Consider the following 22,869-nt stretch of genomic DNA (forward strand, 5'->3'; position numbering starts at 1 on the left):
CCGCTATTTTTTGGAATATTGACAATTCTTTGAGCTGACCTACATATAATGCTATAAAGCATGTGATAAGTTTTTGGAAAATCAGGGCAACAGGACAGAATTATGGATAACATGGACACACCGGTGACATTGTCGGCCAGTGCCGCAAAACGGATCTCCACTTTGATCCAGGGTGAAGGTAATCCGGGACTTAAATTCCGTATCGCCGTCAACGGCGGCGGCTGCTCCGGGTTCCAGTATGACTTCAATCTGGTCAACGACCAGAAGGACGACGATCTGGTTGTGGAACGGGATGGGGTAACCATGCTGGTGGACGGCCTCTCTCTGCTCTATCTAACGGGCTCCGAAGTGGACTTCGTGGAGGAACTCGCCGGATCCATGTTTGTGGTCAAGAACCCCAACGCCACAGCCTCCTGCGGCTGCGGTTCCTCTTTCGCTGTCTAATACGCCCTATAGGATAATCCATGAAAATAGCGTCCTGGAATGTGAACTCCGTCAAGGCACGGCTGCCACGGGTGGTGGAATGGCTTTCCGAATTTCAACCCGATGTGGTTCTGCTTCAGGAACTGAAATGCATTGACGAAAATTTCCCCCGCATGGAGATAGAGGACCTGGGCTACAATGTGGTCACCCACGGCCAGAAAACCTATAACGGGGTCGCAATCCTGTCGAAATACCCCATAGAGGACGTCATGGTCGGTCTTCCCGGCGATACCAGCGATGAACAGGCCCGCTATCTGGAGGCCACCGTCAATACCGTTCGCGTTGCCGCCATTTACCTGCCCAACGGCAACCCTGTGCCGGGGGAAAAGTTTGACTATAAACTCCGCTGGATGGACCGCCTGATCAAGCGGGCAAAAAAGCTCCTGAAAACTGAAGAGGTCTTTGTGCTGGGCGGGGACTATAACGTCTGCCCCATGGATGAAGACTGCTACGCCCCGGAACGCTTTGCCAGTGACGCCCTGTGCATGCCGGAAAGCCGGGATCGGTACTGGACCCTGGTCAACCTGGGCCTGACCGACGCCCTGCGCGCCTTTCACCCCAGCGGTCATAACTATACCTATTGGGATTATCAGGCCGGCGCCTGGCAGAAAGACAACGGCCTGCGCATTGACCATTTGCTGCTCAGCCCCCAGGCGGCCGACAAGCTCAAGGCCTGCGACGTGGACCGCAAGCCGCGCGGCAGGGAAAAAGCCTCTGACCACACCCCGATCTGGTGTGAACTGGATGTGGCGGGATAACTCTCTGGCCCCAGGAGCCTCTTCACCTGAATACCAAAAGTGTAAAATAACCCTGCTTTTGAGTATTGAAGTGTCAGAATTCTTTACACAATTGCAATTGTCAGGTTCAGTTTTGAACAATTGATTCAACTTAATCCCCCGGAAAATAACGCACCCAATATAAATGGCATACTAATTGCTTTCTACTGGAGATTATTCAATCCAAGAGTGGGGTTATTTATGTTGAAGAAAATATTTTTATTGGCATTTACGATGTGCCTCTTTGCAGGGACGGCAAATGCTGCACCTATTAAATTCTCCTTCTGGGGAACTGGAAGCGGCACCCTGGATCAAACTGACTTTAATGCAGCCGACTTCACCATTGAGCTGTTTGCAGATACAAATAATATTACTACGGATGGCTTTACAGAGAGTCTCCTCGCAGATAGCGCAACATTCAGCATTGATGGAGTGGGATCAGGTTTTTTTAGTGAAATACTAAGGATGTTCACCAATCATATTGGAACTGGACTGGGCAGACCCGCGAACTCGGATCTCATTGATTTTCTGAACACCCCTGAATTAAAATCCTATGACCTGGCAAGTTCTACAGCAATTTACAGCGAAGCATCCCCTTGTTGCGCATTTGCGTTCAGCGGCCTGACGACCAGTCTTGGCGCATTAGGCTTCTCATCTTACGGTGAGGTATCCTTTCAGGCAACCCTCACCAATGTCCCGGAACCTGCACCGCTTGCGCTTCTTGGTCTCGGCCTTATGGCACTTGTCTTGGTACGCAAACGCCGCGGCTAATTGTTTTTGCTGCCAGAAATGAAAAAGGCCCCCATCGGGGGCCTTTTATGTATTTATTCCGTATGCTTCTCCAGCAACCTCTTATTGCGCGCCTGGATGGGGCGATTATTTTCCTGCACCACAGACAGGAATTTGTCGATCTGAGCGGCTGAGGCCTCCAGGGGCTCCGCCACCACATGCCACCTGACACCCTCAGAACAGGGCGGTGTCGTCAAGGATCCGTTATAGCGCACAAAAGACAAATTGGACGGCAGCAGGTTCGAAGCGTTCACCAGATCGGATGAGACATAGCCGGTATTGGCGTTCTCAGGCATATGATTCCATAGTGCCGCCAGGTCAGGATTTTCCTGCCCCTCCCTGAACATCACCCCGACGACCGCAAGTTTGCCGCTGTCATCTTTGTGTACCAGATGCACTTCCAGCGGAAAATGCCTGCCCTCAATGGTATGTTCGCTGGGGGAATGAAAATGAAACTGTAGCAGTTCATATTCGCGCCCTTCGGACATCAGGGTGCTTCCCGGCTCATAGTTGAGCTGAATGGTGTGGCCGTTGTTCAAAACATCCAGAGCCGTCAACCTGTAATTTGTGACGATACCATCGGTGGAGCCACCAATGCGGGCAATATCGATCGGTGACTGTGAACGACCAGAAGAACAGGCATGAAATTTTGGTGAAAGCTCGCCCCAATATTCCGGGCCATCATGACCGCTATAACTCCAATGGGGTGCGGTAGAGTCCGCGGCTGAAACTACAACGCCGGAAAAAACAAACAGAATTGCTGAAATAAATATAGTAAGGACCCGCACGAAAACCTCCTGATTTTATGGGTTTAATCATATACTGGGTGAAACTACGAAGTATTAGTAAATATTAATTCAACAGAAGAATCAAGGTCTTTGGAATGGCGTGAATAGGTTCAGGGCTCGTCGCCGGGCCATAAACCGCACAGCAAGGAGCAACCATCAATTACACCCCGATCTGGTGTGACCTGAATGAGATAAAATAACTCTGATTTAGTCCTGCTGTTCCTGCAATAAGCCCTGTACGGAAAGCCCGAAGCGATACCGGAAAGCATAAGCCAACATACTGGCCACCATAGCTAATTCCAGTACAGAAATGGCTATACCGATTATAAACATTAGTCCCGAACTTACGAGCGCCCCCAGCCCCAGGCCAAATTCAGCAAGACCGGCAGGCATTATTGCCAGCGGAACAAATGACATAAGGCTTGAAAACAGCAAAAAAGTAAAAAACAATCCAAGGAACGGCAGATATAGTCCTTTAAGCCGGGCACCGAAGGGGATCCGTTGTTCAACCTCAGGTCCAAGTTTATCCCCCAGGCTTCCAGTTACCAAATCTGCTGCATAACGGTAGATGACATACGCAAAAACCATGATGGCAAACAGATTGTAGATATTTCCCAGGAAAAACAATTTCGTTTTCAGGGCAGAAATATCAACTCCCCTGGATTTATTGAGAGCGTGCTCTATACCTAATATTGAAGGCAAAACCTGAGACAATAGCCAAATCCCAGCAAAAGATATAAGCCCGGATATGATCGAAATCAGGATGAACCAGCCATAATTCCGGAGAATGCCATTGTAAAACCTTCCAAAACGCCCGGCACACTTGTTCTCCGGCAGACCCAAACCGCGCCGAACCCACTCATTAAAGACACCGACAATTCCAGCTGATATCAATATGGCAATGGTGACAATGCCCACAAGATTGAGCACCCCGCTTTTCACTAAACTCAAGAGCATAATAATCAATACAGCAGCAAATGTGAGCCCCACTATCAAGATAAAAGATGAGACAAGTAATGCACTATCCTTAAATGGAGCCAGGAAACTTCCTTTGAATAATTCGACAGGTGGTATCGGATAAAGGTCAAATTTTTCGGCCAGATTGTCTGTGGATGACCCGTTGATATCGTCACTATTGTTTGAGGTCATGCTTCCCCTCCCCCATAATATTACAAATATAGAATAAATTGATTATTTCCCTGAATAGTCTATCTGCTAAAATGCGAAATGCAATATGTGAGGATTGCAGGGGTCTATTCAGGACAGTTTTATGTACGTCTTTCCAACAGACAAACAGATCGAAGAGTTTACCGAGAGCGATCCGGACCAGCCGGTCCTGATGATTAATCTGGTGCGCCTCAGGGAAAATGCCCAGTATCCTGAAAACAGTGATCACGGACCCTGCTCTGGCGCCAAAGCCTTTGATACCTATGTTGAAATGGGAACAGAGATAGCCGAAAAAGTCGGCGGCAGAATACTGGTAGGTGAATCCATCCAGAATATTTTCATAGGACCTGAGGATGAAAAATGGGACAGGTTTTACCTGATCTGGTATCCGAGCATGCGGATGCTGCTTGATCTTCTGTCTTCGCCGGAATTTATTGCCCTGACCATTCACCGCACCGCAAGCGTTCTTGATGCCCGAATGCTCAAATGCGACGGGTCAAATCTGGGCTTATAAGTTCCCCTCCAGGAATTCTTCCCGGCCCTGTCTTGCTTCATCCTCGTCTTCTTCAGTACCTGCCTGCGGTGCGGTGGAATCTTCCTCGTCCATGAATACCTCCAGGTCAAGCTGTGACAGATAGACCGTTACCGTCCCCCATCCCGTGGGAAATTCACCTTTCACCGGAATAACAAAGGGCAGGTCTTTCCAGGGCACCACCCAGAGCTTGAAAGTCTGGGGTTCGGTGCTTTCCTTCTTGTCTTCATATTCTCTCTTGCCTTTGATTTTCCCTGACAGCAACCGCTCGGTAAACCCGCAAACAATGGCGTCACCTGTATAAAGCGACTTGCGATTTTGCGGCAAAGTCTCGATCGTCGGGCAGCTATAGCTATATTCAACGGCAGCCGAACCGTCAAAGACCGGATCGCTGACATATTTCTTATCCCGGGTCATGGTCTGGATATTGGCGCGGTTCTCGGTAAACAGGTTCAGCATATAGGTGAGCGGGTCCACATAGTTCCAGAATTTCTCCGGTACCGGTTCCCGGACCCATTTTCTGTCTTCGTTATAGATGCCGATGGTTAGCGCCTCGCCGCTCTCGGGCTCCCGCTCCAGAACATGTTTGTAATGGGTGCTGCCCCAATAGCCCTGCTTCTTGTATATCAACGGCAGGAAATAACCTTCATCGTCAATCTTTCCCTTGGCATAGGTGGTGCTTTCCGCCTTGCTGAAAAAGCTGAGCAGACCCCGCGTCTTGTAGGAAACCTCCACCTTGTAGCTGTCCCTGGACAGATAAACCTCGGAGGTAATGGTGGAAACGACAAAGCCGGCCCAGTAGGCATGATAGGTCGCCTGCAGTTTGAATTTTTCATAGGTTTCTTCTGCCCGGGAAAAGCCCGGCAGAAACGACAGGGAGACTATGGTCAGGCACAATAAGAGCCTCATGCCTTGTCCTCCGCCTCCAGGCTATCATCAGTGGTTTCCAGACTGAAGGGTGTGAAATCGGTCTCGGTATCATAAACATCGACACCCTCGGCCTTTTTCAGAGCGCCAACAATACGATAGGTCACCGGGGTCAGCACCGCCTCCCAGCCCACCTTGAGCAGAAAGTTGCTGAACATTACCTGGATCACCAGGTCCGTGCTCCAGATGCCGTAAAAAGCTACCGGATAGAAAATCAGACTGTCTGCCGCCTGGCCGATGATGGTCGAACCTATAGTTCGGGTCCAGAGATGACGCCCTTTCGTCCAGACCTTCATCCTCGCCATCACATAGGCATTGACGATCTCACCGACGAAGAAAGCCGTCAGCGAGGCAAAGACGATGCGCGGTACCTGGCCAAAGACGCTGGCATAGATTTCCTGCTGCCCCCAGCCCGGCGCCGGCGGAAGTTTCACCACCACGAAACTCATGAAGGAAGCAAAGGCCAGACCGGCGAACCCGGCCCATATGACCTTGCGGGCCCGGGCATAGCCATAAACCTCGGTCAGGATATCGCCGAACACATAGGACAGGGGGAAAAACAATACACCGGCACCAAAGACGAACGGAGACCCGAACACCTCTAGCGAAGCCACCTTGGCCGGGCCGATCAGGTTGGAACAGACCAGCACGGTAACGAACGCCGCCATCACCAGGTCATAATATTTAAATCTGTGAAGCCCCATTGTCTGGTTATTTCACCCGGTTACTTAATTGCCAAAAAACTCAACATCTTGTCTTTTTCATTGGAGCCATTCTGCATAAAAGCCTCTCCCCTGTACAGGAAAAGTCGGCAGATGGCCCGGAAGATGAGATAAACAGCAGGATTCCCCCATATACAGGAGCTCAGTCCGGATAAATCTCGCTCATTAGTACGGATTTGCTATTGCCAAGCCTGATACGGGCGTGTGCCCGGGTAAGCTGCCGGGGGGAATCCACCCCGCAGCTATGGGCGATGATTTTCACTTCCTTTTCCATGTTTTCTGCATAATGGGCGACCCTGACCGCCTTGTCCTCGGGGTTGAGGCCATATTGCAGTTTTTTATTGTGCGTGGTGATGCCGGTAGGACAGGTATTCTTGTTGCACTGGAGCGACTGGATACAGCCGAGCGCAAACATATAGCCCCGGGCCGAATTGACAAAGTCCGCCCCGGCGCAATAGGCCCAGGCCACCTCGGAGGGTGTGATCAGCTTGCCGCTGGCGCAGACCCTGATCCGCTGCCTCAATCCATTCTTCTTGAGGATGTCCACCACAACGGGAAGGCTTTCCCGGATCGGCACGCCCATATTGTCAATCAGGCTCATGGGCGCCGCACCGGTGCCGCCATCGGCGCTGTCGATGGTGATGAAATCCGGCGCACTTTCCTCACCACGTTTGTTGATCTCTGTGCACAGGTCGCGGTAGAAATCCTCCGATCCCATCACGCTTTTGAAACCCACCGGCTTGCCGGTCACGTCCCGCACATGCTGGATCATATCCAAAAGGTCGGCCGGGGATTTCACCTCCGGGTGACGGTTGGGGCTGATGGCGTCCTTGCCGACCTCGATACCACGGATTTCAGCAATTTCCGGCGTGACCTTGATGCCCGGCAGGATTCCGCCCTTGCCGGGTTTGGCCCCCTGGCTGAGCTTGATTTCAAACATTTTGACCTGTTCGCGGGCCGCAACGGCCTTCAGTTTTTCTTCGTCAAATCCGCCTTCAGGCCTGCGCACACCGAACTTGGCGGTGCCAATCTGGAAAACGATGTCGCAGCCTCCTTCCAGATGGTAGGGAGACAACCCCCCTTCCCCTGTATTCATCCACACCCCGGCCATTTTTGCACCTTTTGACAGGGCCCGGATTGCAGGTATCGACAAGGCTCCGTAACTCATGCCGGAAACATTAATCAGGCTGTCGGTCTCGTAAGGTTCCCGGCAGTACGGGCCGATGGTCACCGGCCCCGGTTCGATAATTTCCTCGTCCAGATGAGGAAAGGCCGTATTGACGAAATAAACTGTACCCACGGGCCGCAGGTCGCGGGTCGAGCCGAAAGCAATAGTGCTGTCCACATCCTTGGCAGCCCGGTAACACCAGGACCGTTCCGCCCGGTTGAAGGGCATTTCCTCCCGGTCCTGGGCAAAGAAATACTGGCGGAAAAATTCCCCCAGATGTTCAAAGAAATAGCGAAAGCGGGCGATGACCGGAAAATTCCGCCGGAGCGTGCTTTCGGTCTGGGTCTTGTCCACCACATAAAGGATCAGAACCCAGATAATCAGCGTACCGACCACAAACAGGAACATATAAGCCAGTATTTCGATAAAATTGATGGCCAGGCCGGAGAAATTTCCCATCATATACACCCTTTGTTTTTCAATAGTTTACACTGGACGAGAATATTATTGAAACGAAAAAAACCCCGGCGTTACCACCGGGGCCTGAGTTGGACAGTAATGCCGTGACGGATCAGGTCACAGCAGCCTTTGCCTGATATTCAGGCAAATTCCACAAATTCTTCTGCATGACGTCCTGAAGTGTCTCTACCATGTCCCAGATGTTGACATAGCGCGTATAAAGCGGCCCAAAGCCGAAGCGGAGGATATCCGGCGCCCGGAAATCACCAATAATATTCCGCTCGATCAGGGCCTGGACGACGGGATAGCCATACTCATGGGTCATGGCAACCTGGCTGCCCCGTTCCTCTGCATCGCGCGGACTGACAATTTCGAAACCGTAGCCTTCCAGCTTTTCATCGACAAGCTGGATGAAAAGATCACCCATGCGCTTTGATTTTTCCCGGATCAGCCCCATGTCGGCCCGGGTCATCTGGTCCACCCCCTCTTCCAGCAGAGACATGGACAGAATCGGCTGGGTGCCGGTCATCATCTGCCAGATATCCTCTGCCGGCTCATAATCCCGGGTGAAGTCGAACGGCGCCTTGTGGCCCCACCAACCGTCCAGTGGCTGGCGGAACCGGCCCTGGTGGCGCTTTGCCACATAGACAAAGGACGGGGCGCCGGGACCGCCGTTCAGATATTTATAACCGCAGCCGACGGCGAAATCCGCCTTCCAGTCATTCAGCTCCACAGGCACAGCCCCCGCCGAATGACACAGGTCCCAGACCACAAGTGCACCGACTGAGCGCGCCTTCTCCATAACCGCCTTCACATCCATGATGCGACCGGTCTTGTAATGTACATGCACCAGGGAAACCACGGCCACATCTTCTGTTATGGCATCGATCAGTTGATCCCGTTCGGCAAAGATCACCTCATGCCCATATCCCAGATGCTTCGTCAGCCCCTGGGCCACATAATTGTCAGTAGGAAAGTTGGAGCCTTCCATCAGGATCTTGCGCCGGTCGGCCCGCATATCAAGCGCCAGGCTCAACACCTTGAACAGATTGATACTGGTATTGTCACAGGCAATCACTTCGCCGGGGTCGGCACCGATCAGCCCGCCGATCTTGTCGCCAATGCGTTCCCCCATATGAAACCAGCCTGCCTTGTTCCAGCTTTTGATCAGGTCCCGTCCCCATTCCTGCTCAACGACCTGGCGGGCGCGCTCCTTCGATTTTTTCGGCAGCGGGCCGAGACTGTTTCCATCCAGATAAACTATGCCTTCGGGCAGATCGAATTCCTCATAGAAGGATGTCAGCGGATCAGTTTTATCCAGATCCTCGAAATGCTCCCGATTCAGCATGCAGTGTACTCCTTAACAGAAACCTTGTTTGCCCTATCCGGCAATGACAAATTTCATCGCATCAATTATCTTGTATGCCTCAAGAGAAAAGTTAGCATTGTTTTCTCTGTCAGTAATTTTTTTCTAAGCCAAATAAACAGCAAAAACTGCGCCGACAGGCGGATAAAACAGGTAAAAATTTTGCAGCAAGGAAAATGGGATGAAGAATAACATCTGGCGCACCTGGAACCGGGAAAAACTTGAGCGGGAATATTCGCCAAGTTCCTGCATTGACGACATAAATGTCTTTATCCGCAGGTATGAAGATCAGAGCACCGATGCACGGGACAAATGGGTCGCAAACCTTTTGCCGGATGTGAAATACGGGCCGGAGGAACGATCTGTGATGGATATTTTTATACCGGACGGAGAAGGCCCTTTTCCGGTGCATGTTTTCATCCATGGCGGGTACTGGCAGCAACTGTCAAAACAGGAAAGCAGCTTTGCCGCCTCCAACTTTCTTGACCAGGGTATTATCTATGTGGCTCTCGACTATACCCTGGCACCCGAGGCCACACTGCCGGAAATCATTGATCAGACCCGCCGGGGGATTATCAGTCTGCTGAAAACCGCCCATAAATTCAAAGGTGATGCCAGTAATATCAGCCTGTCCGGAAGTTCGGCCGGCGGCCATCTGGTCATGGAAATGCTGAGCACCGACTGGGTATCCTGGGGATTTGAAAACTGCCCGCTGAAGGCGGCGCTTTGCATGAGCGGCGTCTTCGATGTGCGGCCGCTGGTGCATACCTATATCAACGACCCGCTTGGGCTCGATGAAGAAACAGCGGAAAATTGCAGCCCGTTGTTTCATCTGCCAGACCAGTGCTGCCCACTGATTGTGACCTGGGGGGAAAACGAAACTTCGGAATTCAAGCGCCAGAGTAAGGAATTTTTCCAGTCCTGGAAAGAAAGAGGACTTGCCGGCGACTGTTTCGAAACCCCGGAAGTCAATCACTTCGACATTGTCATGGAACTGAGCAAACCGAACAGTCGGCTGTTTCAGGACCTCCTGCGTCTGATCCGCTCAGAGTGAAGTGCGCACCGACCAGAGTTCCGGAAAGAACTGCAAGTCCAGCGCCTTTGACAGATAGCTGACGCCGCCTGTACCGCCGGTACCGCGGCGATAGCCAATGATCCGCTCCACCGTTTTCAGGTGACTGAAACGCCAGCTCTGGAAACGATGCTCCAGATCCACAAGCTTTTCCGCCAGTTCATAGAGATCCCAGTATTTGTCAGACATGCCATAGATCTGTTTCCAGGCCGCTTCAACCTGCTCGCTGGCCTCATAGGGAGTGCTCCAGTCCCGATTCAGTTTGTCCACGGGAATATTGAAACCGCGATCGAACAGCAGTTTCAGGGTCAGGTCATAGATGCTGGGAGCGTCCAGCGCCGCCTTGACCTGTTCGTAAATTTCCGGATGGGCCTTGTGAACCTCAACCATTCCCGGATTTTTGTTTCCGAGAGAAAATTCAATAATCCTGTACTGATAGGACTGGAAACCACTGCTCTGGCCCAGAGTGTCACGGAACTTGAGGTAATCGCTTGGTGTCATGGTGGCCAGGATATTCCAGGATTGGATCAACTGTTCCTGGATGCGGGCAATCCTGCTGATCATTTTGAAAGCGGGTCCCAGATCATCCCGGCTGATATGATCCATGGCCGAGACAAGCTCGTGGATGGACAGCTTCATCCATAGCTCGGAAGCCTGATGAATAATGATAAACAGCATTTCGTCATGCTGGTCACTGCGCGGATTCTGGCAGTCCAGCAATTTTTCGAGTCCAAGATACTGACCATAGCTGATATCCTGGTCCCAGTGTATCTCTTCACCGGTCAGGTCAACTGCTCCAGGTCCATGTTTATCTGTCATCAGGCCTCCCCATGCTTAACTTCAGGCCGCTTTGCCTTTGCTGTTGCGCTCACGACCGGCGGCTATGATTTCCTCGGCCAGTTCATCGGCGATCACGTTGGTCGGACGATTTTCCTCGTCAGACCGGCGATAAATGGTCATGAGCGTATTATAAATGTTGGCCACTTTCTCACGCACCCATTCCACATCATATTTGCCGCGTGCCTCTGCGGATACATTGATAATTCCACCGGCATTAATTACATAGTCCGGCGCAAAAAGTATACCACGATCCTTAAGCATGCGACCATGTTCATCCCGGGCCAGCTGATTGTTGGCTGCGCCGGCAACAATGGTTGTTTTCAGGTTGGGAATGGTATCATCATTCAACACCGCGCCCAAGGCGCAAGGGCAAAGGACGTCGCACTCCACCTGAAGAATCTCGCCGGGATCAACAACGGTTGCGCCAAATTCGGACACAACCCTGTCCAGTGACGGCTGGTGAATGTCGGAGACAACCAGCTTCGCTCCGGCTTCATGCAGATGGCGACAGATATAATATCCCACATGGCCGACACCCTGCACGGCAACGGTCAGACCGGAAAGATCTTCCCTGCCAAGCTTGTATTTGACGGCGGCGCGAATGCCCTGGAACACACCGTCGGCCGTGAAAGGAGATGGATCGCCTGACGCATGCTCCCCCTCACTCAGACCGATAACATGCTTTGTCTCGCGAGCAACAATTTCCATATCTTCCACAGAAATGCCCACGTCCTCGGCAGCGATATATTTACCTCCCAGGCTTTCGACCATACGACCGAAGGCGCGGAACAATTCCTCGCTCTTGTCTTTGTGGGGGTTCCCGATGATTACTGATTTTCCGCCGCCGAGGGCAAGACCGGCAACCGCATTTTTATAGCTCATGCCACGGGACAGCCGAAGCACATCGGCAATAGCGTCCATTTCATTGTCATAGGGCCACATGCGGCAGCCGCCGCCGGCCGGTCCAAGGGTGGTGTCGTGAATGGCAATAATGGCTTTCAGGCCGGTTTCCTTGTCGTGCAGATAAACAAGTTGTTCATGTTCCCTGAACTGATTTGTCTCAATCATTACTCTGACTTTCTTCCTAAATATTTCAGCGTCACTGTTGTTGGGTATCCCGAGCCATTCAGGCCGGAATTTTCTCGTCCGTCTTCCCGGCATTCTGGCCGGAGTATCTTTCGGCCTCCAGGTCACTCAACAGGCCGGCAAGCTTCTCTTTCTGTTCTTTCAGGTTACGTTCCTTCACATAACCATAGCCACGGATACGATCCGGGAAGGAAGCAATCTCGGTACACAGCTGGAGGTTTTCCTTGTTGAGGCGGCTCAGGATTTTCTCGACGACCTCCTCATAGTCACGGATCAGCTGCCTCTCCTGACGACGCTCTTCGGTATAGCCGAAGATATCCAGGGCCGTGCCGCGAAGCACCTTGCCCTTAGCCAGCAATCCAAAGGCTTTAAGCATCCAGGGACCGAATTCCCGTTTTTTGGGAAGACCCGTTGCCTTGTCCTTTTTCTCCATGATCGGCGGTGCAAGATGGAAACGCAGCTTGAAATCGCCTTCGAACTGGGCGGCAAGTTTTTTCAGGAAGTTGCCATTGCTGTAAAGCCGGGCAACTTCATATTCATCCTTATAGGCCATCAGCTTGAAGTAATAGCGTGCGACAGCTTCGCTGAGGTCGCCTGCCTCGCCGAACAATTCCACCTCTTTGGCCTGTACCCGGGCGAGAAGATCGGTATATTTTCTGGCATATGCCGCATTTTGATATTCGGCCAGATACTTTCGACGTTTTTCAACCAGTTCCTCCTGAGTGTCGGAGATATGTTCGTGGCTGGACGGGTCCAGAAGCGGACGAATAACTTCTTCCACCTTCTCCGGCGCGTGAGCTGCAAGACGGCCACAGGCAAAGGTTTTCAGATTCTGCGCCACAGCCACACCGTTCAGTTCGATGGCCCGTTTAAGGGAGGCAAAGCTGAGCGGAATCAATCCCTGCTGCCAGGCGTAGCCCAGCATGAAGATATTAGTGGCAATGGAGTCCCCCAGAAGGAGGGTGGCAATTTCCGACGCCTCGATGAAATAGCGTCCGTCATCCCGGGTATGCTCGGCGATGGCTTTTTTCAGCGCCTCTTCCCGGAAATCGATATTGTTGTTGCCGACAAAAGAGGAGACGGGAATCCGGTGTGAATTAATCACCGCTCTTGTCTTGGTCTTCTGAATGGCTTCGATCGCCTGGGGGCTAGCAGCCACCACCATGTCGCAGGCCAGAAGAAGATGGGAACCGCCGGTAAGAATATGCGGGGTTCTGAGCTCATTCATATCCGGACCAAGCCGCACATGGGACAGTACCGCGCCACCTTTCTGGGCCAGGCCGGCCATATCCAGAAGCAGGCTCGCCTTGCCTTCCACATGGGCCGCCATACCAAGCAGGGCGCCGATGGTCAGAACACCGGTCCCGCCGACACCTGACACCATGATGTTATAGGCATGGTCCAGCTCCGGCACCACGGGTTCGGGAATATTTTCCAGAAGTTCCTCAAAGCCGGTGGCCTGCGTCTTGCGCAGCTTACCGCCGTAAACGCTGACAAAGGACGGACAGAAACCATTTACACAGCTGTAATCCTTGTTACAGCTAGACTGGTTGATGGTCCGCTTGCGACCGTATTCAGTCTCCAGCGGCTCCACGGAAACACAGTTGGATTTGACGGAACAGTCACCGCAGCCTTCACAGACCGCATCATTGATGAAAACCCGCCGGTCGGGATCGGGAAAAAGACCGCGCTTCCGGCGGCGGCGTTTCTCGGCCGCACAGGTCTGGTCGTAGATAATAACCGTACAGCCTTCGGTATTGCGGGCTTCTTCCTGAATGGCGGGAAGTTCATCCCGATGCAGCACCGGGATATGGGAAGGAATACCGCTGCGGTCTTTATAACGGTCCAGGTCCTCGGTCAGGATCCAGATCTTCTTGGCACCCTCCCCCATCATCTGGGTGGCAATACCGGGAACTGTCAGCTGTCCGTCATGGGGCTGACCGCCTGTCATGGCGACCGCATCATTATAAAGAATTTTATAGGTGATGTTCACACCGGCGGCGATGGACTGCCTTACGGCCAATATGCCGGAATGGAAGTAGGTGCCATCACCCAGGTTGGCGAAAATATGTTTCTCATCGGTGAAAGGCGCATGACCAACCCAGGGCACGCCCTCCCCACCCATCTGGGTAAAAGTAGAGGTATTTCTGTCCATCCACAGCGCCATAATGTGACAGCCGATCCCGGCAGAGGCGCGGCTTCCTTCCGGCACTTTGGTGGAGGTATTGTGGGGACAACCGGAACAGAAATAGGGTGTCCGCGCCAGAGGCGTCGCATAATGTTTCTGCATTTCCTCACGGCGTTTGAAGAATTCCAGCCGTTCATCAATACGGTCACTATGATAGAAGCGGGAAATCCGGTCGGCAATCACATGGGTGATCAGGCCGACACTGAGACCATTTTCCGGCGGCAGAAGCCAATTGCCTTTTTCGTCATATTTGCCCACGACCCGGGGACGGATATCCGCCGGCATGTTGAACAGCTGCTGCTTGAGCTGGTTTTCGATCAGTTCGCGTTTCTCCTCAACGATGAGGATTTCCTCGAGACCGGTACAGAAATTGCGCACCCCGTCAGGCTCCAGCGGCCAGGGCATACCTACTTTGTAGATTCTCAGGCCGATCTGTTCAGCCACTTCCTGGTCAATTCCAAGTTCAAACAGGGCCTGACGCACATCGCCATAGCTCTTGCCGCTGGTGATGATGCCGAAACGCGACTTCGTGCTGTTCATGACGATCTGATCGATCTTGTTTTTCTTCACAAAAGCGAGCGCCGCAAACAGCTTGTAGCGCTGCAGACGATAGTCCTGATCTTTCCAGACATCGTTGGGGCGGATATGAACCCCGCCCGGCGGCATTTCAAATTCCGTTTCATCCGGAAACAGGATTTCTCTCTGTTCACGGGTCAGATCCACCGTTGCGGTTGTCTCGGCGGTCTCGCTGGTTACCTTGAAGGCGCTCCAGCAACCGGAGTAACGGGACATGGCGATGCCCAGCAGACCGTATTCCACAAACTCCTGGATATCGGCCGGGTAAAGCATCGGCAGCATGGTGGCATAAAAACTGTGGTCGGATTGGTGTGGCAGGGTAGAAGATTTGGCGGAATGGTCATCTCCGGCAATGGCCAGGACACCACCGTGCGGGCTTGTACCGGCTGCATTGGCGTGACGGAAGGTATCACCGGTCCGGTCCACGCCCGGGCCCTTACCGTACCAGATTCCAAACACCCCGTCATAGCGGGCGCCCTTGAACATATTGACCTGCTGCGTGCCCCAGACCGCCGTGGCGGCAAGTTCCTCATTCAGGCCAGGCTGGAAATGAATATTGTTGCCGTCCAGTATTTTTTTGGCTTTCATGACCGCCTGGTCGTAACCGCCAAGTGGAGACCCCCGATAACCGGAAATAAACCCGGCTGTATTCAAACCGGCGGTCTGGTCCCGCCACCGTTGCACGATGGGGATACGCACCAGCGCCTGGGTCCCGGACATAAAGGCACTGCCTTCTTCCAGCATATATTTATCATCAAGGGAAATTAGGTCTTTTTTCACTGCCCTGCTCCATTTTCCATTCCAACCCTATAATGAATTATTTTTGCATATTTTTCGCGAAATTAAGTTTCTTTTTCAGGTTTATTACGATAGTTTTGGCTATATTTTTATGGTTTTTTAGTGAAAAGAGAAACGTTGATGCTTGATAAATTAAACGATATAGATCGCAAAATTCTTGATGCCTTGCAGCGGGATGCCAGCCTCACCAATACGGAACTTGCCGATAAGGTCGGCCTGTCCACGGCTCCCTGCTGGCGGCGGGTGAAACGACTGGAAGAGCTTGGCCTGATCGATGGCCGCGTGGCCATCCTCAATGCGGAAAAACTGGGGCTCCACATCATTACCTTCGCCAATGTTAAACTGGCTCACCATAAGGACAATTCACTGGAAGAGTTTGAAAAGCTGATCGAGGTCTATCCGGAAGTGGTTGAGTGCTACACCATCAGCGGGTCAATGGACTATATGCTAAAGATCATCACAACAGATATGACAGCCTATGAAAATTTCCTGCGCCAGAAGCTTCTGAAAATGGAAATGGTCAACGAAGTTCATTCCCGCTTTGCCGTGACAAAGGTCAAAAACACCACCATTTTACCTCTCAAGCTTTCCAAATAATCCGGGTGGCATTTGGGCTGAAATTCCAAAGTTTTTCCCCGCTATCCAGCCTTTATAAGAAAGCACAGATTTTCATTCACTCGCGCGTTAAAACATCCGTTTTATTTTTGTGTTGCCCTGACATCAAGACTGAACTAAACTCCCGGCGAAAACCACAATAGCCGGGAGAAAAACCATGAGAGAAGCCGTTATCGTATCAACTGCCCGCACCCCGATCGGGCGTGCTTACAAGGGCGCGTTTAATAATACCAAATCACCCACCCTTGGCGGTCACGCCGTCAGGGAAGCGGTAAAACGGGCCGGCCTTGACGGTGCCGAAGTTGAAGATGTTATCATGGGATCTTCCCTGCCCTGTGGTACTAGCGGCTGGAACATTGGCCGGATGAGCGCCCTTGCCGCCGGGCTCCCGGATACTGTTTCCGGAATGACCATGGACCGGCAGTGTTCTTCGGGCCTGATGACCATTGCCACAGCTGCGAAGCAGATTATGTTTGACGGCATGGATGTTGCTGTCGGCGGCGGCCTGGACAATATCTCTATGGTACAGAACCAGGCCTTTAAATGGCTGATGGAAAGCACCGACCCCAACGTAACCAAATATAGCGAACACGCCTATATGCCCATGTTGCAGACGGCCGAAGTCGTGGCGAAAAAATACAACATCAGCCGTGATGCCCAGGATGAATATTCCCTGCTCAGCCAGCAGCGCACCGCCAAGGCGCAGCATGAGGGTAAATTCGATGATGAAATCGTCCCTCTGCCCTCTGTCAAACTGGTTAAGGACAAGGAAACAGGCGAAGTATCTGAAGTGCCCGTGACCCTTGAAAAAGACGAAGGTAACCGCCCCGAGACCTCGCTTGAAAGCCTGCAGAACCTTAATGCGGTCATCGAAGGCGGTACGGTAACCGCGGGTAATGCCAGTCAGCTTTCCGACGGCGCGTCTGCCTGTGTCCTGATGGAACGTAAACTCGCGGAACAAAAGGGATTGCAGCCGCTCGGCATCTATCGCGGCATGGCCGTCGCCGGTTGTCCGCCGGAGGAAATGGGCATCGGTCCGATCTATGCAATTCCCAAACTGCTGAGCAAGGCGGGCCTGACCATCAATGACATCGGCCTGTGGGAACTTAATGAAGCTTTCGCTGTCCAGGCGCTCTACTGCCGCGATCATCTTGGCATTGATCCTGAACTTTTCAATGTCAACGGCGGCGCCATTTCCATTGGCCATCCTTATGGTATGAGCGGGTCACGCATGACCGGCCATGCCCTGATTGAAGGCAAGCGCCGCGGCGCCAAATATGTGGTTGTCACCATGTGTGTCGGCGGCGGCATGGGTGCAGCCGGACTGTTTGAGGTCGCCTGATCAAGTTGAATGATAATCTTCCGGGGTGTCCACATCCCGGAAGATACCTTCATGACCGCAGGGAACAGTCACAAGCTGGTCACGGTATTTTACCAGCAGCGTTTTGGCGCCCCGGTCTCCTTGAAATTCCATGATCTCCGAAAAATACTTCCGATCAAAAATTACCGGATTGCCCTGCCTGCCGTCCTGCACCGGCACAATGATTTTGCCGGGCGCCCAAGCCTCAACCAGTTTTCTATAATCTTCCGCCGTCACGCCGGGCATATCGCCGAGGCAGATCATGGCGGCCTCTGTCGCTTCTGAAAGGGCGGCAATTCCTGCCTTCAGGCTCGAGGACAGTCCCAGTGCATAATCCGGGTTATGAATGATCCTTATATTCTGCCCTGCAACAGCCTCTTGGACTTTTTCGGCCTCATGCCCGGTAACCAGATAAATTTCACCCAGCCCCACAGCCAAAAGGTTATCAAGGACAGTTCCGAGAATGGCACTATTGCCGAAGGGGAGAAGAAGTTTATTCTGTTCGCCCATGCGGCGGGACTGACCGGCAGCAAGGACAATTGCAGCCATCCGGCTCATCAATCTTCCCGACCGCGATAAACGGCTACCACTTCGGCCAGAATAGACAGGGCAATTTCCTGCGGGGTTACCGAGCCGATGTCCAGCCCGACAGGACCATGGATGCGTTTCAGATCATCTTCTGTGAATCCGACATCCAACAACCGCTTGTGGCGAAGGGCATTGGTTTTCCTGCTGCCCAGAGCGCCGATATAAAAGGCGTTTGATTTCAGGGCGAAATCAAGGGCCGGATCGTCCAGTTTGGCGTCATGGGTGAGCGTGACAATAGCCGTACCCGGTCCCACCTCCATCTTATCCAGCGCCTCGTCCGGCCAGTCGTGACAGATTTCCACCCCGGGAAAACGTTCCTCTGTGGCAAAAGCCGTTCGCGGATCAATCAGGGTTGTGCGGATGTTGAGCTGCTCTGCCATGGGCAGCAGCGCTTGCGCCACATGAACGGCACCCAGAACCACCAGGTGGATGGGATCGTCATAACGTTGCAGGAAATAGCAGCGCCCATTGATCTCCTGCAGGCGGGATTTGTAGAGATTGGGTAAGCTGTCTTCAACTGCCGCACGGACCGCATCTGATCCGACCGAGGTTTCCCCCTGACTAAACCAGAAGTCTCCGCTTTCACAATCGGTTACCAGCCAGCACACCCCCTGCTTTAACTTGCCGGTCAATTGGGGAAACAACTGCTCCTTTGCCCCGAAGGGCTCCACCAGCACTTTCATATGCCCGCCGCAGGACAGCCCCGCCTCCCAAGCCATTTCGGTTGTCACGGTAAACTCAAGCAACCGGGGTCGCCCTTCCCGGAAAACCTCCATCACCGCCTGGATGACACTGCTCTCAATGCAGCCGCCAGATACCGAGCCCTCGATCCGCATGTCGGAATCCACAATCATATGGCTCCCAACAGGACGGGGCGAAGAGCCCCAGGTCTCGACAACGGTGGCCAGCGCCAGGGTTCTTCCCTCGCCCTGCCATTGTTCAAGTTTTTTCCAAATGGGTTGCCAGTCTGCTGTCATGAGTTCCTTATAACGGCAATTGTTTGTACCGCAAATATATTCATGCCCCGTCGGATGTGATACTCTTATCTTTCCCCTTACAGTATGCGTATCCGGTTTGTCTTTGGTCGGGGTCTGATATAATATTCTATCTAACAGATATAACAGGGACGCTAAAATGGAACAGACGATCTATCGCGCCTGCCCTTTGTGTGAAGCCATCTGCGGGCTGGAAATCAAAACCGATGGTCAGGAAGTTATCTCCATTCGCGGGGATAAAGACGATCCGTTCAGCCGGGGACATATCTGCCCCAAGGCCGTGGCGCTGAAGGATATCCAGGAGGATCCTGACCGGCTGCAAAAGCCGCTGAAGAAAGTTGACGGCCAGTGGCGCGAAATCAGCTGGGATGACGCCCTGGACGAGGTCACGGACCGGCTGTTCGAAATCAACAGAACGCATGGCGCTGATTCCATCGGCATCTATCTCGGCAACCCCAATGTGCATAACCTGGGCGCCATGACCCACGCGCCCATCTTCTATAAAATGTTGCGCACAAAGAACCGCTATTCCGCCACAACGGTGGATCAACTCCCGCACCAGCTTGTCAGTCACCTGATGTACGGCCATCAGTTCCTGCTGCCGGTGCCGGATATCGACCACACGGACTATATGTTGATCCTCGGCGGCAATCCGCTGGTGTCCAACGGCAGCATGATGACCTGCCCGGATATCAAAAAGCGACTCAAGGCGATCCAGGACCGGGGCGGCAAAATCATTGTCATTGATCCCCGGCGCACGGAAACCGCCCATATGGCTGAGCGGCACCATTTCATTCGTCCGGGCGGCGATACCGCTTTCCTGTTGGCCCTGTTGAAAGTCCTGGTGGAAACAACTGCACCCGAGAAACGAGCGCACCTGTCGGATCATCTGGACAATGTTGATCAGGTTGAGAACATTCTGAAACCGGTGAAAGTTTCGGATTGCGCCGATCAATGCGGTATTGCAAGGGAAGATATCGAGACAATTGCGAAGGAGCTAGCCGCGGCTGACAAGGCCACCTGTTATGGCCGCCTCGGTGTCAGTGTGACAGAGAACGGCACCCTCAATCACTGGCTGATCCAGATGATCAATATCGTCACCGGCAATCTGGACAAAATTGGCGGCACCCTGGTCACCGATCCCGCCATTGACCTTGTCGGCATGCATCTAATGGGCCCGGGTGGATATGGCCGCTGGAGAAGCCGGATCAATGACCTTCCCGAAGCCTGCAGCGACCTGCCGGCAACGGAAATGGCGACGGAAATCCTCACCCCCGGCGACGGACAAATCAATGCGATGATCATTGCGGCCGGAAACCCGGTGCTCTCCACCCCCAATGGCAAACAGCTGGAACGGGCGCTGGAAAGCCTGGACTTCATGGTATGCGTTGATTTCTACCTCAACGAAACCACCCGTCATGCCGATATCATTCTGCCGCCAACGGCGCCGCTGGAACATGACCATTATGACATCACCTTCCTGATGCTGGCGGTCCGCAATGTGACCCGCTACAGCGAGACTGTTTTCACCCCACCGGAAGGCACACTGCATGACTGGCAGATCTATGATGAACTGACCCGGCGCATGGCGGTAAAAATGGGCGCGCCCATAACGACAAAAAAGCGAGCCCCCCACCGGCTGGTCAACCTGGGACTGGCCTATGGCCCCTATGGCAAAAGGCGAAGAGCAGAACCGGGGCTCTCCCTGCAAAAGCTCAAAGATCATTCCCACGGCATTGATCTGGGCCCCCTGAACCCCGGCCTGTTACAGAAGCTGAAAACAAAAAACCGGAAAATTAATTGCTTCCCCGATCTGATCCGGCAGGGGCTTGAGGAATTCCTCGAGAAACTGAACTCAGGCCCCAAACAGAACGGCCTTTTACTGATCGGCCGGCGGCATTTGCGCTCCAACAACAGCTGGATGCATAATTACGACCGACTGGTGAAAGGCAAGAACCGCTGCACCCTGCTGGTGCACCCCGATGACATCGACAGATACGGACTGTCTGAGGGAGGCTATGCCCTGCTTTCCTCCCGGGTAACAGAACAGAAAATTCTGGTGGAAAGTTGCGAGGACATGATGCCCGGCACCGTCAGCCTGCCACACGGCTGGGGCCATGACCGGGACGGCACACGACTGTCCGTTGCCAGGGATCATGCCGGTGTCAGTGTCAATGACTTTACCGATGACACCCTGCGCGATCCCATTGCCGGCACCGCCGCGGTGAATGGCGTACCCGTGAAGATAAAGCGAATATAAAAAAGGCCGGGAAATCCCGGCCTTTTCTTTATCTGATAATCAGATTTTATTCGTAGGTCGGCGGAATGTCCGCATCCCCGCGCTTTTTCTGCAGGCGCAGTCGCAGGGCGTTGAGCTTGATAAAGCCTTCTGCATCACGCTGATCGTAAACCTGGTCTTCTTCGAAAGTCACATGCTCCATGCTGTAAAGAGACTTGGGTGACTTGCGGCCGACCAGTGTCGCACTGCCTTTGTAAAGTTTCAGGCGCACGGTGCCTTCCACATGCTGCTGAGACTTGTCAATCAGGGCCTGCAGCATTTCGCGCTCTGGCGAGAACCAGAAGCCGTTATAGATCAACTCTGCATATTTCGGCATCAGTTCGTCTTTCAGGTGCATGGCGCCCCGGTCGAGCGTAATGCTTTCCATGCCCCGGTGTGCGGTCAGCAGGATGGTACCACCCGGCGTTTCATAAATGCCGCGGCTCTTCATGCCGACAAAGCGGTTTTCCAGTAGATCAAGACGACCAATGCCGTTGGCCCCGCCCAGCTCGTTGAGCTTGGTCAACAGGGTCGCCGGAGACATCTTCTCACCGTCAATGGCTACCGCATCACCGTTTTTAAACTCGATCTCGATATAGGTCGGTTTGTCCGGCGCTTCTTCAGGGGAAACAATACGGTTATAGACATATTCCGGGGCTTCATCCCACGGATCTTCCAGGGCCTTGCCCTCGCTTGAGGTATGCAGCAGGTTGGCGTCAACCGAGAACGGGGCTTCACCGCGCTTGTCCTTGGCGATCGGAATCTGGTGCTTTTCCGCATAGTCGATCAGTTTGGTGCGGCTGTTGAGGTCCCATTCGCGCCAGGGTGCAATGACCTTGATATCCGGGTTCAGGGCATAATAGCCCAGTTCGAAACGAACCTGGTCGTTGCCCTTGCCGGTTGCTCCGTGGCAGACGGCTTCAGCTCCCACCGCTTTGGCAATTTCAATCTGGCGCTTGGCTATCAGCGGCCGGGCAATGGAGGTCCCCAGCAGGTAAACCCCTTCATAGAGAGCATTTGCTCGGAACATGGGGAAGACATAATCGCGGACGAATTCTTCGCGCAAGTCCTCGATATAGATTTCCTTGCAGCCAAACATTTCCGCTTTTTTACGCGCCGGCTCCAGTTCCTCTCCCTGGCCCAGGTCGGCCGTAAAGGTCACGACTTCGCAGTTGTAGGTATCCTGCAGCCATTTCAGAATAATGGAGGTGTCAAGCCCGCCAGAATAGGCCAGCACCACTTTGTTGATTTTATCAGTCATCAGGAGGCATCCTTTACTCAAATTTCTGTCCTGTG

Annotated in this window: 20 protein-coding genes; 8 read left to right on the forward strand and 12 right to left on the reverse strand. The window is 53.0% G+C overall.

What is annotated here, in order from left to right:
* Nucleotides 1-102 precede the first annotated feature (102 nt).
* The 3 genes from erpA to ACN0YD_RS07670 all read left to right on the forward strand — a co-directional run bounded on the left by erpA (nt 103) and on the right by ACN0YD_RS07670 (nt 2,030).
* Nucleotides 103-444 carry an iron-sulfur cluster insertion protein ErpA gene (gene erpA / locus ACN0YD_RS07660; RefSeq protein WP_417318416.1) on the forward strand — a complete coding sequence of 114 codons (342 nt, stop codon included), beginning with the start codon at nt 103-105 and terminating at the stop codon, nt 442-444.
* Nucleotides 445-464: 20 nt separating this feature from the next.
* Nucleotides 465-1,241, forward strand: coding sequence for an exodeoxyribonuclease III (gene xth, locus ACN0YD_RS07665; protein ID WP_417318418.1), 777 nt, complete (start codon nt 465-467; stop codon nt 1,239-1,241).
* 219 nt (nt 1,242-1,460) lie between these two features.
* On the forward strand, nt 1,461-2,030 hold the full coding sequence (locus ACN0YD_RS07670; protein ID WP_417318420.1) for a PEP-CTERM sorting domain-containing protein: 570 nt from the start codon (nt 1,461-1,463) through the stop codon (nt 2,028-2,030).
* A 53-nt stretch (nt 2,031-2,083) separates the two neighbouring features.
* On the opposite strand, the gene ACN0YD_RS07675 is transcribed toward ACN0YD_RS07670, so the two are convergent.
* Nucleotides 2,084-2,836, reverse strand: a complete 753-nt coding sequence (locus tag ACN0YD_RS07675) for a carbonic anhydrase (protein WP_417318422.1) — start codon at nt 2,834-2,836, stop codon at nt 2,084-2,086.
* Nucleotides 2,837-3,043: 207 nt separating this feature from the next.
* The gene (locus ACN0YD_RS07680) at nt 3,044-3,985 is read right to left on the reverse strand and encodes a hypothetical protein (protein WP_417318424.1); all 942 of its coding nucleotides are present in this window, start codon (nt 3,983-3,985) and stop codon (nt 3,044-3,046) included.
* A gap of 121 nt (nt 3,986-4,106) precedes the next feature.
* On the opposite strand from ACN0YD_RS07680, the gene ACN0YD_RS07685 reads away from it, so the two are divergent.
* Nucleotides 4,107-4,517, forward strand: coding sequence for a hypothetical protein (locus ACN0YD_RS07685; protein WP_417318426.1), 411 nt, complete (start codon nt 4,107-4,109; stop codon nt 4,515-4,517).
* Here ACN0YD_RS07685 and ACN0YD_RS07690 read toward each other — a convergent pair.
* From ACN0YD_RS07690 to kynU, 4 genes are all read right to left on the reverse strand, one after another.
* Complete coding sequence (locus ACN0YD_RS07690; RefSeq protein ID WP_417318427.1) at nt 4,512-5,444, reverse strand: DUF3108 domain-containing protein; 933 nt, start codon at nt 5,442-5,444, stop codon at nt 4,512-4,514. The genes ACN0YD_RS07685 and ACN0YD_RS07690 overlap by 6 nt on opposite strands.
* Nucleotides 5,441-6,166 (reverse strand): queuosine precursor transporter, encoded by a 726-nt coding sequence (locus ACN0YD_RS07695; protein WP_417318428.1) that lies wholly within the window; start codon nt 6,164-6,166, stop codon nt 5,441-5,443. Before ACN0YD_RS07695 ends, ACN0YD_RS07690 begins: the two co-directional genes overlap by 4 nt.
* A gap of 160 nt (nt 6,167-6,326) precedes the next feature.
* Nucleotides 6,327-7,811: an FMN-binding glutamate synthase family protein gene (locus ACN0YD_RS07700; protein ID WP_417318875.1), complete on the reverse strand. Its 1,485-nt coding sequence runs from the start codon at nt 7,809-7,811 to the stop codon at nt 6,327-6,329.
* Nucleotides 7,812-7,923: 112 nt separating this feature from the next.
* Nucleotides 7,924-9,159 carry a kynureninase gene (gene kynU / locus ACN0YD_RS07705; RefSeq protein WP_417318430.1) on the reverse strand — a complete coding sequence of 412 codons (1,236 nt, stop codon included), beginning with the start codon at nt 9,157-9,159 and terminating at the stop codon, nt 7,924-7,926.
* Between the two features lie 199 nt (nt 9,160-9,358).
* Between kynU and ACN0YD_RS07710 the strand changes: the two genes are divergently transcribed.
* Nucleotides 9,359-10,231 carry an alpha/beta hydrolase gene (locus tag ACN0YD_RS07710; RefSeq protein WP_417318432.1) on the forward strand — a complete coding sequence of 291 codons (873 nt, stop codon included), beginning with the start codon at nt 9,359-9,361 and terminating at the stop codon, nt 10,229-10,231.
* On the opposite strand, the gene kynA is transcribed toward ACN0YD_RS07710, so the two are convergent.
* From kynA to ACN0YD_RS07725, 3 genes are read right to left on the reverse strand one after another with little or no spacing between them, the layout of a single operon-like run.
* Nucleotides 10,223-11,068 (reverse strand): tryptophan 2,3-dioxygenase, encoded by an 846-nt coding sequence (gene kynA, locus ACN0YD_RS07715; protein WP_417318434.1) that lies wholly within the window; start codon nt 11,066-11,068, stop codon nt 10,223-10,225. The genes ACN0YD_RS07710 and kynA overlap by 9 nt on opposite strands.
* Before the next feature lie 21 nt (nt 11,069-11,089).
* Entirely contained in the window at nt 11,090-12,157 is a 1,068-nt protein-coding gene (locus ACN0YD_RS07720; protein ID WP_417318436.1) for a Glu/Leu/Phe/Val dehydrogenase dimerization domain-containing protein, read from the reverse strand.
* Nucleotides 12,158-12,215: 58 nt separating this feature from the next.
* Complete coding sequence (locus tag ACN0YD_RS07725; protein ID WP_417318877.1) at nt 12,216-15,683, reverse strand: indolepyruvate ferredoxin oxidoreductase family protein; 3,468 nt, start codon at nt 15,681-15,683, stop codon at nt 12,216-12,218.
* Nucleotides 15,684-15,857: 174 nt separating this feature from the next.
* Here ACN0YD_RS07725 and ACN0YD_RS07730 point away from each other — a divergent pair, with 174 nt between their 5' ends.
* Nucleotides 15,858-16,334, forward strand: a complete 477-nt coding sequence (locus tag ACN0YD_RS07730; protein ID WP_417318437.1) for an Lrp/AsnC family transcriptional regulator — start codon at nt 15,858-15,860, stop codon at nt 16,332-16,334.
* 175 nt (nt 16,335-16,509) lie between these two features.
* Complete coding sequence (locus ACN0YD_RS07735; RefSeq protein ID WP_417318439.1) at nt 16,510-17,694, forward strand: acetyl-CoA C-acyltransferase; 1,185 nt, start codon at nt 16,510-16,512, stop codon at nt 17,692-17,694.
* On the opposite strand, the gene ACN0YD_RS07740 is transcribed toward ACN0YD_RS07735, so the two are convergent.
* Both ACN0YD_RS07740 and ACN0YD_RS07745 read right to left on the reverse strand, forming a co-directional pair.
* Nucleotides 17,695-18,261: a nucleotidyltransferase family protein gene (locus ACN0YD_RS07740; protein WP_417318440.1), complete on the reverse strand. Its 567-nt coding sequence runs from the start codon at nt 18,259-18,261 to the stop codon at nt 17,695-17,697.
* An 8-nt stretch (nt 18,262-18,269) separates the two neighbouring features.
* Nucleotides 18,270-19,277, reverse strand: coding sequence for an XdhC family protein (locus ACN0YD_RS07745; protein ID WP_417318442.1), 1,008 nt, complete (start codon nt 19,275-19,277; stop codon nt 18,270-18,272).
* Nucleotides 19,278-19,434: 157 nt separating this feature from the next.
* On the opposite strand from ACN0YD_RS07745, the gene ACN0YD_RS07750 reads away from it, so the two are divergent.
* Nucleotides 19,435-21,555: a molybdopterin oxidoreductase family protein gene (locus ACN0YD_RS07750; RefSeq protein WP_417318444.1), complete on the forward strand. Its 2,121-nt coding sequence runs from the start codon at nt 19,435-19,437 to the stop codon at nt 21,553-21,555.
* 46 nt (nt 21,556-21,601) lie between these two features.
* Here the strand turns inward: ACN0YD_RS07750 and ACN0YD_RS07755 are convergent, their stop codons facing one another.
* The gene (locus tag ACN0YD_RS07755; protein ID WP_417318446.1) at nt 21,602-22,834 is read right to left on the reverse strand and encodes an argininosuccinate synthase; all 1,233 of its coding nucleotides are present in this window, start codon (nt 22,832-22,834) and stop codon (nt 21,602-21,604) included.
* Nucleotides 22,835-22,869: the final 35 nt, after the last annotated feature.

It is taken from the genome of Emcibacter sp., assembly GCF_048269205.1.
Classification (GTDB): domain Bacteria; phylum Pseudomonadota; class Alphaproteobacteria; order Sphingomonadales; family Emcibacteraceae; genus Emcibacter.

Coding starts and splice junctions, on each gene's coding strand:
- erpA (WP_417318416.1), top strand. CDS start 103: ATGGATAACATGGACACACCGGTGACATTGTCGGCCAGTGCCGCAAAA.
- xth (WP_417318418.1), top strand. CDS start 465: ATGAAAATAGCGTCCTGGAATGTGAACTCCGTCAAGGCACGGCTGCCA.
- ACN0YD_RS07670 (WP_417318420.1), top strand. CDS start 1,461: ATGTTGAAGAAAATATTTTTATTGGCATTTACGATGTGCCTCTTTGCA.
- ACN0YD_RS07680 (WP_417318424.1), bottom strand. CDS start 3,985: ATGACCTCAAACAATAGTGACGATATCAACGGGTCATCCACAGACAAT.
- ACN0YD_RS07685 (WP_417318426.1), top strand. CDS start 4,107: ATGTACGTCTTTCCAACAGACAAACAGATCGAAGAGTTTACCGAGAGC.
- ACN0YD_RS07690 (WP_417318427.1), bottom strand. CDS start 5,444: ATGAGGCTCTTATTGTGCCTGACCATAGTCTCCCTGTCGTTTCTGCCG.
- ACN0YD_RS07695 (WP_417318428.1), bottom strand. CDS start 6,166: ATGGGGCTTCACAGATTTAAATATTATGACCTGGTGATGGCGGCGTTC.
- ACN0YD_RS07700 (WP_417318875.1), bottom strand. CDS start 7,811: ATGGGAAATTTCTCCGGCCTGGCCATCAATTTTATCGAAATACTGGCT.
- kynU (WP_417318430.1), bottom strand. CDS start 9,159: ATGCTGAATCGGGAGCATTTCGAGGATCTGGATAAAACTGATCCGCTG.
- ACN0YD_RS07710 (WP_417318432.1), top strand. CDS start 9,359: ATGAAGAATAACATCTGGCGCACCTGGAACCGGGAAAAACTTGAGCGG.
- kynA (WP_417318434.1), bottom strand. CDS start 11,068: ATGACAGATAAACATGGACCTGGAGCAGTTGACCTGACCGGTGAAGAG.
- ACN0YD_RS07720 (WP_417318436.1), bottom strand. CDS start 12,157: ATGATTGAGACAAATCAGTTCAGGGAACATGAACAACTTGTTTATCTG.
- ACN0YD_RS07725 (WP_417318877.1), bottom strand. CDS start 15,683: ATGCTGGAAGAAGGCAGTGCCTTTATGTCCGGGACCCAGGCGCTGGTG.
- ACN0YD_RS07730 (WP_417318437.1), top strand. CDS start 15,858: ATGCTTGATAAATTAAACGATATAGATCGCAAAATTCTTGATGCCTTG.
- ACN0YD_RS07735 (WP_417318439.1), top strand. CDS start 16,510: ATGAGAGAAGCCGTTATCGTATCAACTGCCCGCACCCCGATCGGGCGT.
- ACN0YD_RS07740 (WP_417318440.1), bottom strand. CDS start 18,261: ATGGCTGCAATTGTCCTTGCTGCCGGTCAGTCCCGCCGCATGGGCGAA.
- ACN0YD_RS07745 (WP_417318442.1), bottom strand. CDS start 19,277: ATGACAGCAGACTGGCAACCCATTTGGAAAAAACTTGAACAATGGCAG.
- ACN0YD_RS07750 (WP_417318444.1), top strand. CDS start 19,435: ATGGAACAGACGATCTATCGCGCCTGCCCTTTGTGTGAAGCCATCTGC.
- ACN0YD_RS07755 (WP_417318446.1), bottom strand. CDS start 22,834: ATGACTGATAAAATCAACAAAGTGGTGCTGGCCTATTCTGGCGGGCTT.